Source organism: Halorubrum xinjiangense (assembly GCF_900102375.1).
Classification (GTDB): domain Archaea; phylum Halobacteriota; class Halobacteria; order Halobacteriales; family Haloferacaceae; genus Halorubrum; species Halorubrum xinjiangense.
Window position 1 is genome coordinate 97,952 of the sequence record NZ_FNBO01000013.1, and the last position, 10,730, is coordinate 108,681.

The 10,730-nt window shown below is 60.5% G+C and carries 5 protein-coding genes, 2 tRNA genes and 3 rRNA genes; 3 read left to right on the forward strand and 7 right to left on the reverse strand.

What is annotated here, in order from left to right; genetic code table 11:
- Nucleotides 1-119: 119 nt before the first annotated feature.
- Nucleotides 120-2,705, reverse strand: a complete 2,586-nt coding sequence (locus F3H13_RS13685; protein ID WP_149799567.1) for a histidine kinase N-terminal 7TM domain-containing protein — start codon at nt 2,703-2,705, stop codon at nt 120-122.
- Between the two features lie 362 nt (nt 2,706-3,067).
- Between F3H13_RS13685 and F3H13_RS13690 the strand changes: the two genes are divergently transcribed.
- On the forward strand, nt 3,068-3,331 hold the full coding sequence (locus F3H13_RS13690) for a hypothetical protein (RefSeq protein ID WP_149799568.1): 264 nt from the start codon (nt 3,068-3,070) through the stop codon (nt 3,329-3,331).
- A gap of 32 nt (nt 3,332-3,363) precedes the next feature.
- A complete protein-coding gene (locus F3H13_RS13695; RefSeq protein ID WP_188128076.1) occupies nt 3,364-4,215 on the forward strand; it encodes a sulfatase-like hydrolase/transferase in 852 nt (283 codons plus the stop codon).
- A gap of 40 nt (nt 4,216-4,255) precedes the next feature.
- On the opposite strand, the gene F3H13_RS13700 is transcribed toward F3H13_RS13695, so the two are convergent.
- Nucleotides 4,256-4,453 (reverse strand): phosphatase PAP2 family protein, encoded by a 198-nt coding sequence (locus F3H13_RS13700; RefSeq protein ID WP_149799570.1) that lies wholly within the window; start codon nt 4,451-4,453, stop codon nt 4,256-4,258.
- Nucleotides 4,454-4,815: 362 nt separating this feature from the next.
- Here F3H13_RS13700 and F3H13_RS16295 point away from each other — a divergent pair, with 362 nt between their 5' ends.
- Complete coding sequence (locus F3H13_RS16295) at nt 4,816-4,992, forward strand: hypothetical protein (RefSeq protein ID WP_188128077.1); 177 nt, start codon at nt 4,816-4,818, stop codon at nt 4,990-4,992.
- Between the two features lie 171 nt (nt 4,993-5,163).
- Here F3H13_RS16295 and F3H13_RS13705 read toward each other — a convergent pair.
- The 5 genes from F3H13_RS13705 to F3H13_RS13725 form a co-directional block, all read right to left on the reverse strand.
- Nucleotides 5,164-5,239: transfer RNA gene (locus F3H13_RS13705), tRNA-Cys, on the reverse strand.
- Nucleotides 5,240-5,379: 140 nt separating this feature from the next.
- Nucleotides 5,380-5,501, reverse strand: a 5S ribosomal RNA gene (gene rrf / locus F3H13_RS13710).
- 157 nt (nt 5,502-5,658) lie between these two features.
- A 23S ribosomal RNA gene (locus tag F3H13_RS13715) occupies nt 5,659-8,570 on the reverse strand.
- Between the two features lie 271 nt (nt 8,571-8,841).
- Nucleotides 8,842-8,913 (reverse strand) — tRNA-Ala (locus F3H13_RS13720).
- 163 nt (nt 8,914-9,076) lie between these two features.
- Nucleotides 9,077-10,546, reverse strand: a 16S ribosomal RNA gene (locus tag F3H13_RS13725).
- The 16S, 23S and 5S rRNA genes sit together here with 2 tRNA genes alongside, the layout of an rRNA operon.
- Nucleotides 10,547-10,730: the final 184 nt, after the last annotated feature.

Consider the following 10,730-nt stretch of genomic DNA (forward strand, 5'->3'; position numbering starts at 1 on the left):
ATGTACGAGCGTGAGCGCATGGAGGCATACTTTGGGGGGTTACATATGTCACCACCCGATGCTCACCGATACATTTCAAACACCGATTATGGCAGCTTCAGCCGCTAGAAACCGCGTATTCACGTTTTGTCGTCACCTGCAAACAGGGCTGTGAACAGCTCGTGTTCGGCAGCCCGCAGGTGCTTCATCACGGTGGTCCGCGAGACGTTGACCACCTCGGCGACGTCCGCGCCCGTCGCCCGCTGTGGTCGTTCGAAGAAGCCCATCTTCGTCGCCACCGCGAGCACCTCGGCCTGCCGATCGGTGAGTCCAGCGACCGACACCGGGTCCGTTGTGTCTCGTGACCGGGAGCGCTTGGTCCGCAGTGTCGCCCCTGGCCACGCCTCCCGGAGGTCCGCGAGGACGGTCGCCGCCAGCGTTCGCCGTGGGAATTCCGCCTCGACCACGAGTCGTGATCCGTACACCGTGTACCCCGTGATGAACCCCGCGTGCGTCCGAATCGTCTCGCCTATGATCGGCGCCGTCGTCCGTACCTGCACCAGCGACCGCCCATCAACTCCTTCTCTCGTCTCTGCGGAGACGACCGTGTCGACCGCGTCCCCGGCGGCGGCGAACGACACCGCTGTCGCGGCGTCCGATGCCTCGACGAGCAGCGATGCGACGCCACCCTCGCCTCTCGCCGGTCGCGTGGTCGTTACGGCGAGTGGATCGAACGGCGTTCCGCGCAGGTCGACACACATGGCGAGCAGCGGGTGACTCGAGTCGGTTACCTCGATCGCGAGCTGGAGTACCGTCGGCGCGGTCAACACCGACCGAACCTGCTTGCGGTGCTGGACGAATCCAACAGTCTCCGCGAATTCCGCCAGCGGCTCTCGCGGGTCGGTATCCGGCTCGCTGGCGACGATGGCCCCATAGCACACGCCTTCGTACGTCGCCGGGACGGCGAGCAGGGTCACTGGCGTCGACTCGTCGCCGCCATCCGTTTCCACACGAGGGGTTCGGGCACTGATCGCCGACTGCGCCACCCCGGCGATCGTTCTTCGGCGTGCGACGCCCTCGTCTGCGGTCGCATCCCCCGATCCACCGACTGCCTCGTCCGCGGTCGCAAGCACCGTCTCGCCGTCGGCCTCGACCACCCAGACAGCCGCCGCGCCGATCCGTTCGCGCGCCTGCTCTGCGATCGTCGCTGCGATCGCCGGGACCGCAGCTGTCTCCATGAGGAGCTGCCGAAGCGTCTCCGTGCTGTCGCGCTCCCGGCGTAGCTCGTCGCGTGCCTCGACGGCGGCTAGTTCGGCCTCCTTCAGCTCTGTCACGTCGAGCATTGACCCTTCGATGAACCTGCCGTCGTCTCCGTCGACAACCACGTCGGTCGCGTGCCCCCAGAACTGCGTGCCATCGAGCCGGGCACATCGCAGCGTTTCGTCTCGGAGGCTCGACGACCTCAACTCCGGCTGCGCACCGCCATCGGCTACCTCACCGCTACTGGTGGCTACGCCCCCAGCGTCCGCGTCACCCAAGGTCCGAACCCACGGGATCGATGTAGCTTGGAGTTCCGCAAGCGACGCCGCGCCGAGCATCTCGACTAACGCCGGGTTCGCATAGCGGAGGCTCGGGTCGGCGCTCTCGTCGACGCGGTACACGCCGACTGGCAGTTGCTCGATGAGCGCGGCGTATTGGGTGAGTTCGCGCTCGCGCTCGGCGAGCTCCGTGATATCGGTCAACAACAGCGCGTAGCCACCCGTCCCTCCGACACCGGCGATCGCGGTTCGCTCGACGAACACCGTCTGATCGCCTATCACCACCCGGCGGTCAGCGGACGACAGCACCGCCTCGGGGAGATGCGCGCGGACGTCACTCGCGATCAACGCCTCGCGGTCAGGTGACCCGACGAGATCGGCCGCAGCCGCGTTGGCGTCGACGATGTGGCCGCTGTCGTGGACGAGCAGGTAGCCGGCGGCGTGTGCCTCGAGCGCTTGGCTCCGTCCCGTGTGGACCCGATCGAACACCCGGTGTCTGTAGATCATCACCATGTCGATGGCCATCGTCGCACCGATAGCCGCTGGGGTGACATCGAACCCCGACTCGCCTGGCGGATATATTTCGAGCGCGCGAAGCGTGAATACGACGACGGGGATGAGTGGGGCGATCCCGAAGATGATCCCGATGAATCGCGGCACCCGTCGGCGAACAACAGCCCACAGGATCGCGGTCGTCATCACCAGTGTCGCGCCGACAGACCACAAGATTTGCACGCCGAATAACGGGGTAACCTGTTGTTCGATCGTGACGTAGCCGTCACCCGCGTCGACGAGGAGGGTGTCGATAAACACCCCGTCCGGCGTCCCCACCGCCAGCGCAATCGTCGCCACCGGAATCACGAGTAGAATGCTCCACAGCCGACGCGTGATTCGCTCGGGCGCGACGTAATCTAACACGAGCACGACGAACAGCGACGGCAGCCAGGCGTGTCCGACGAACTCGAGGCGATACCAGAGTATCTTCATCGCCGGGTCAGTGCTCGCTACTTTAATCGCCGCCGTCCCGACCCAAACTGCGATCGAGATAGTAATTGCGGCGACCACGACAACCCGCCGGCGCCGCTCTCGATACAGCGTGTACCAGACGGCGTACAGACCGATGAGAAACGAGCTCAGGCTGGCGACCACAAACAGCCAGAGCACAGGAGGATACTGCCAGCTACTCATACACTACCTGATACCTCCCCAGAACACTGCCAGTTGCACATACATATCCCGCATGGGTTGCTATTAACGATGTTGCTCGGCGACGCTCTAGGGTCACCTGTACCGGTTTTGAGCCGTCTGTGCGTCTCTACTTCGATACGTAGGACACATATCAAAGACTACGCTCCCGCACCCGGTGTGTGCCCCATGGGCACTCACGCCTCTCCGAACGTGTTGCTCGTCGTGCTCGACTCCGTGCGGGCGGCGAACTGTTCACTGTACGGTGCGGCACGCGAAACGATGCCGTACCTCTCACGCTCACCGACGAGTCGACCATCTACACCCAGGCTCAGACCCCCTCGAACTGGTCGCTGCCGAGTCACGTGAGCCTCTTCACCGGATCCGGCGCACACGTCCACCGAGTGACCGTCCACAACCGACTCCAACCCGGACATACGGTCTTCGAGTCACTCGCCGACAATGGCTATGCGACGAGAGTCTCCAGCGAGAACGGCTTCCTAACCGGTCGTGACGCGGGCTTCGCCGATCCCTTCGAGACGACGGTCGGGATACCCGACGACTACGGTGACCGCTATGACACGACTACGCTCTATCCCGGTCCCGACAGCTTCTACTACGCCGACTAATTCCTGGCGTTGAGTGCCGAGGTCGACGGTCCGTGGGCCGCGTGTCTAAACCTAATGGGCGCTCACCGGACCTTCGAGCCCGTGAGGCGTACGACTGCTGGGGCGACGGCCGTGTACGGACACTTCAAGCCGACCTCCCGATCCGCTATGAGTGGGCGTTCTACGGCGGCGATCGTCCGTACTGGCAGCTCGGCGCGCTCGAATCGCTGTACAACGGGGGTATCCGGCAGGCCGACGCGGTCCTTGAACACGCGCTCAAGTCGCTCCGGTCTCGAGGCGAGCTCGACGAGACGCTCGTGGTCGTCTGTGGGGACCACGGCGACGGCTTCGGTGAACCCGGGCGCGTCCCCAATGAGCCCCCTGCCGTGTCACACGTCCTGCCGAGACACGAGGAGCTGTTACACGTCCACCTCGTCGTCCGGCCACCCGGCGGGGCGACCGGTGAACGAGTCGATGAGCTCGCCGCACTCACCCGATTCCCGGCCGTGGCTCGTGCACACGCCCGTGGTGATTCGCCATTATGCGGCTTCACCGTCGACCGCGCACTCGCGCTCAAGCAACCCGTCACCGCCGACCTTCGCAAGCGGTTCGAACGGCGCTGTGACCCGGTCGAGGCGTATCTCGAACCGAGCCGTGCCGGCTACGAGAACGCGCCGAACACCTCTGGCGCCGTCCGAAAGCACTCCTACTGGGGCGACAGGAGAGTAACGACGCTCGTCCACGCTCCCGGTGTCGTCGAACACCACGAGCCGGTCGAGCCGGAGACGGTCGACCGATCCTTCCGTGACGGCGACGACGGCCGCGACTCCGTCCGCGAGCCGCTCGCGGGTCGACAACCCGACGCCGACGTCGAGGCACAGCTCGCCGCTCTCGGGTACTACTAACCGACGGGCCGGGTGAAAAGCCCCTTGTTGTGGGACGTCACTACCTCGCGCGGTCACCGCGCGAGGCGATCCGGTCGGCGACGACGACGCCGATTGCGAGTACGCCGCCGGCGGCGAGATCGGTGACCCAGTGGACACCGAGGTACAGCATCGAGAGCAGGATACTCGCGACGAGAACGCCGACGACACCCGTCCACCGGGGGAACTCGTCGTGCGTCGACACTGCGACGAGGAACACGGTGATCGACAACGCGACCTACATCGACGGGAAAACGTTCGTTTCGACTTGATTCGGAGTAGACGGATGTCTACAGTACCATCCGAATAGTGGACTTACATGACATGGGTACTCTCCTATGTACCTACGTATGTACGCGAGTACGTACACAAGCACGTACCCGAAGCAGGAGTAGATATTAGCAGGGATACTACTTTGTCGACGGCATGTTTCGACGGGCGTTCCTCAGAACTCTCTCAGCAGTGTCGACACTCCCACTGATCCCTGACCGACTTCTTCTGGAACAGCGGCCACCTGTTCTATCCGAGGATAGTCTCATGTTTTGGTTCCATTTCTACGGGACAGTTCAGCGCGACCGGCCGATGAGTACCGAACGAGCGCGCAAGAAGACTGTGGAGGAGTTGGATCTTCAGAACCTCAACGACGACGAAGTCGTCCAGCTCCTGAAGTTGGCGAACGAAGGAGTGTACGACACCGATGATATGCCTGAGTGGTGGCAGAGCGTCTTCGGAAAGATGGGGGAAAACCACCACCCGTAGCGCTGCGCCAGGATGAAGAATCAAGAGGATAGATAAGAATCAGTCATGAGAGGTCAATCAAACACCGATCGCCGGACGCTATTTGGTTCTATCAGTATCTATAGATGTGACTGTGGAAAAGCGGGTAGGCCCAAGACAAAGTCGTCTTGGGATTTATAATAAACGTGTGAGAGCCAAGGGCCGGATTTGAACCGGCGTTGGGCGGCTCTGCAGGCCGCTGCGTCTGACCAGACTCTGCCACCTTGGCGCCAGTCGAACGTACCGCTGTCGAGCGTTTAAGCCTAGCGGTCGCACGTGAAGGCCGAGCCTTGGGGCTCGGCGTACATGAAAAAAAGCCCACGGACGCGCTGTCCGTGGGCTGGATGGGAGTTGGCTCCCGTATGAGTGGGCAGGCGGCGACTCGTGGTTCCCAGAGGATCGCTCACTCCAGTACTTCACGATACGCTGGTGGGCTTAACTTCCGTGTTCGGAATGGGTACGGGTGTTCCCCCACCGCTCTGGCCGCCTTTACGCCGACTCTCGGAGTCGAACCGAGACTCTCTCCGAACCGTCACTCGTGACGGACGAAGCGAGATGCCTGTGTCGGTCTGGTTCGATACCAACCGTGTAAATCGTGCGATCCAGATACCGCCTGAACTCATGCGAGTCGTGGCGCGTCAGCGCCAATGAATGTGGCTCGGTCTGTTAGTGCTCGTGGGCTTAACACCTCGTTGCCTCGGTGCGTACACCCCGAGTCTATCGAACTCGTCTTCTACGAGTGACCTCTGTGGTACCTCTTTTCCATGTGGGTTTCGAGCTTAGATGCGTTCAGCTCTTACCCCGTGTCGCGTGGCTACTCGGCATCTGCCCTCTCGGACAACCGATACACCAGTGGCGACCAAACGTAGTTCCTCTCGTACTATACGTTCGTTCACGTCAGGTACCTCACACCCCCAATAGATAGCAGCCGACCTGTCTCACGACGGTCTAAACCCAGCTCACGACCTCCTTTAATAGGCGAACAACCTCACCCTTGCCCGCGTCTGCACGGGCAGGATGGAGGGAACCGACATCGAGGTAGCAAGCCACTCGGTCGATATGTGCTCTTGCGAGTGACGACTCTGTTATCCCTAAGGTAGCTTTTCTGTCATCTACGGGTCCCATTCCGGAACCTCGTAGGTTCGCTAGACCACGCTTTCGCGTCAGCGTTCCTCGTTGGGAAGAACACTGTCAGACCATCTTTTGCTCTTGCGCTCTTCGCCGGATTCCCGACCCGGCTGAGATGATCTTCGGGCGCGCTCGATATCTTTTCGAGCGCGTACCGCCCCAGTCAAACTGCCCGGCTACCGGTGTACTCCTCCCGGAGTGAGAGTCGCAGTCACCGACGGGTAGTATTTCAATGCTGTCTCGGTGGCGTGCTGGCGCACGTACCTGTGTAACGACTCCTACCTATGCTGCACATCGGCGACCACGTCTCAGCGACAGCCTGCAGTAAAGCTCTATAGGGTCTTCGCTTCCCCTTGGGGGTCTCCAGACTCCGCACTGGAACGTACAGTTCACCGGGTCCAACGTTGGGACAGTGGCGCTCTCGTTTATCCATTCATGCAAGCCGCTACTGAAGCGGCAAGGTACTACGCTACCTTAAGAGGGTCATAGTTACCCCCGCCGTTGACGGGTCCTTCGTCCTCTTGTACGAGGTGTTCAGATACCCGCACTGGGCAGGATTCAGTGACCGTACGAGTCCTTGCGGATTTGCGGTCACCTGTGTTGTTACTAGACAGTCGGAGCGCCCGAGTCACTGCGACCTGCTCCGTCGAGAGCAGGCATCCCTTCTTCCGAAGGTACGGGACTAACTTGCCGAATTCCCTAACGTCGGTTCTCCCGACAGGCCTTGCCTTGCGCTGGCAGAGCACCTGTGTCGGATCTCGGTACGGACATCATGCTTGCCTTTTCACGGGCCCTATGTACGGCTGACTTTCGCTATTTCGCGTTTCGCTCGCTTCGTGCCGTGACGGCGTCCACGAGTTTCCACGATTTGACCGGGCGAGTGCCCGGCTCAGCGTTCCACACGGCGTCGGCGTTTACTGCATAATGGCGCTGGAATATTAACCAGCTTCCCGTCGGTGTAGTCAAGTTGTGGTACACCTTAGGACCGGCTAACCCTCGGCTGAACGGCAGTGCCGAGGAACCCTTGCTCTTCAGGCCGTCGAGGTTCTCACCCGACTATCGCTGCTACTGTGACCAGGATTGTCGTTACTGGACGGTCCACACGAGCTCTCGCCCGGGCTTCCGTCCGACCAGTACGCCAACCTACGCGGTTGCCCTTTCACGGGCACGGCCAGGTCTCGGTGGTAGATTTGAGCCCCGATCATTTTGGGCGCCTCAAACCTCGGCCGGTAAGCTGTTACGCTTTTCTTAGCGGGTAGCTGCTTCTAAGCTCACCTCCCGGCTGTTTAGGGCTTGAGACCACCTTCGAATCGCACTTAATCTACACTTTGGGACCTTAACCCGGCTCTGGGTTGTTCCCCTCACGGTACACAGGCTTACCCCGCGCACCGGACTCCCTTCGTCTGCGGCGCCTGCGGGTTTGGAGTTCGACAGGATGGCCGACTCCTCTCGGAGGCGGGTCATCCAATCGGTAGCTCTACCCCGCGGGCTACCTCGGAAGAGGTCATGCTTCGACATGTTTCGGTTGGAACCAGCTGTTGCCAGGCTCGATGGGCCTTTCACCCCTACACACGAGTCACGAGAGGATATTGTAGAATACCAACTCTAACAGGCCTCCACGTGGCTTTCGCCACGCTTCACCTTGCTCGCGCGTAGATCGCCTGGTTTCGGGTCGCACCCAATTGACTCCCCGCGCTTGAACACGGTGGCCCTCGCAATGCTGCGGCCGTATCGGTTTCCCTGCGCCTTCCCCGGTTCACGGGTTAGACTCGCCAATCAAGTGCACTCCCTGGGTCGTTTTTCAAAACGCACGACACGACGCCGGCTCGTCTCTCTTCCTACTAGAGAATCGCTTCTCGGTCGTTTTGAGAGACGCCTTGTACGCCCTGTCGCTCGATCGCCAGCTGATTTCAGGCCCTATTGCACCGCCCTTTTCGGGGTGCTTTTCAGCGTTCGCTCACGCTACTTGTTCGCTATCGGTCTCGAGGAGTGTTTAGCCTTCTCAGGGGATGCCTGAGATGTTCACAGAGGATATCCGACCCCTGCTACTCTGGATTTGACGCCAACGGTACTGTTCTCTCATACGGGGTTGTCACCCTGTTTCACGCTCCGTTCCAGGAGACTTCTGAGAGAGTGTCGCGTTTTGATTGTCAACCCGAACACCACATTGGTCCGAAGACCTTCGGTTTGGGCTGTGTCGCGTTTACTCGCGGTTACTGACGACATCGCGTTTGCGTTCTTTTCCTGCCCTTACTGAGATGTTTCAATTCAGGGCGTTCCCTATTGCGCGTGGCAATTGTTGAACGGATTCCGATTGGGAGATCTCGTGTTCTTTCCCTCCATGCGGGTCCCACGAGCTTTTCGCAGCTTGGCACGTCCGTCGTCGGCTCTCGAGCCGAGCCATTCACCAGCTGGCACAGTAGCCAGTAGTGTGTCAGCCAACTCTCCGAAGAGAGTGCTGACGGTGTCAAGTGACATAGTGTCACCCGACTGTATATGGTTCACTGACGTTCCACGAACTCGGATGAGTTCAGTGGACGTCTGGATCGCACGTATACACGGTTGTCATTGAATCGCCCCGGGTGTGACGGGGCGTTCGTCGAACCCTTCCCATCCGCGGTTTCCCGGGATGGTGCATCGGTCGTCGTGTTCGAACCGAGTCGCGTCTCCCACTTAAGGGGACGGATTCGGTCCGAACGGACATGGACTCACTGGGATTCGAACCCAGGGCATCCTCCTTGCAAGGGAGGCACTCTACCGCTGAGCTATGAGCCCACCTTCCCTAGCGGGAAGGTCTGGTGTGTGATGTGTGTGAGCCGTGGTCGTTCTAAAGTGTCCAAGCCGGTGGGTGGCGGACGACACAGTCCAATGCGAATGAGTAGTGACCGTCGTGGTGACGGTCGTAAGGTGAGCCTCCCAAAGGGAGGTCTCGGGTCGGTGGAGGTGATCCAGCCGCAGATTCCCCTACGGCTACCTTGTTACGACTTAAGCCCCCTTGCGAAGCCCAGATTCGACGTACGAGGTACGCCTCATCCGGACCTCACTCGGGTGCTTTGACGGGCGGTGTGTGCAAGGAGCAGGGACGTATTCACCGCGCGCTTGTGACACGCGATTACTACCGAATCCAGCTTCATGTGGGCGAGTTGCAGCCCACAATCCGAACTACGATCAGGTTTCTGAGATTACCGTCTCCTTTCGGAGTAGGAACCCTTTGTCCTGACCATTGTAGCCCGCGTGTTGCCCAGCACATTCGGGGCATACTGACCTACCGTTGCCCGTTCCTTCCTCCGTGTTAGCCACGGCGGTCTCCCTACTGTCCCCAGCTACCTCGCGGTACTGCTGGCAAGTAAGGATGCGGGTCTCGCTCGTTGCCTGACTTAACAGGACGCCTCACGGTACGAGCTGACGGCGGCCATGCACCTCCTCTCTGAAACTCGGACAAGGTCATCAACCTGGTCGTCATTATTACAGTCGATGCTGGTGAGATGTCCGGCGTTGAGTCCAATTAAACCGCAGGCTCCTCCGGTTGTAGTGCTCCCCCGCCAATTCCTTTAAGTTTCATCCTTGCGGACGTACTTCCCAGGCGGCCTGCTTAGCGGCTTCCCTACGGCACAGCACCCACTCGTAGTGGGAGCCACACCTAGCAGGCATTGTTTACGGCCAGGACTACCCGGGTATCTAATCCGGTTCGAGACCCTGGCTTTCGTCCCTCACTGTCGGATCCGTTCTCGCGACGTGCTTTCGCCATCGGCGGTCCGTCCAGGATTACGGGATTTCACTCCTACCCCGGACGTACCCGTCGCGCCTTCCGGTCCCAAGCCACGCAGTTTCTACCGGGCGCCCACCTGTTGAGCAGGTGGATTTCCCGATGGACTTGCGCGGCCAGCTACGGACGCTTTAGGCCCAATAAGATCGGCCATCACTTGGGCTGCCGGTATTACCGCGGCGGCTGGCACCGGTCTTGCCCAGCCCTTATTCTGGTACCACCTTACGGTACCGAAAAGCACAGGCGCTATGCCTGTGCACTTGGGATCCCCCTATCGCACTGTCGTGCAGTGTAAAGGTTTCGCGCCTGCTGCGCCCCGTAGGGCCCGGAATCTTGTCTCAGATTCCGTCTCCGGGTTCTCACTCTCATGACCCGTACCGATTATTGGCACGGTGGGCCGTTACCCCACCGTCTACCTAATCGGCCGCAGCCACATCCTTCGGCGCCGGAGCGTTTGGCATACCACTCATTCCAGTGGTGGTATGGTATACACTATTAGCCTCAGTTTCCCGAGGGTATTGTGTTCCGAAGGGTAGTTTGGCCACGTGTTACTGAGCTATTCGCCACGAGTCTGAACTCGTGCGACTAGCATGGCTAAATCGGATCCCAATAGCAATGGCCTCCGGCAGGATCAACCGGAATGAATATCCTTCAGGCCTGATTCCCGGCCTGAAGGGGGTGTTGGCGGGTGTCAACGATGCTGTTGACACACCATTGCATTGGTCTGTGTGGTGTCCGGGCACCCAACGGCTTGGATGGCACCGAACGACCACGGCTCACATCAGATCACCGCTTACGCCGGAGCGCAGGGGGCGTGATCCTCATC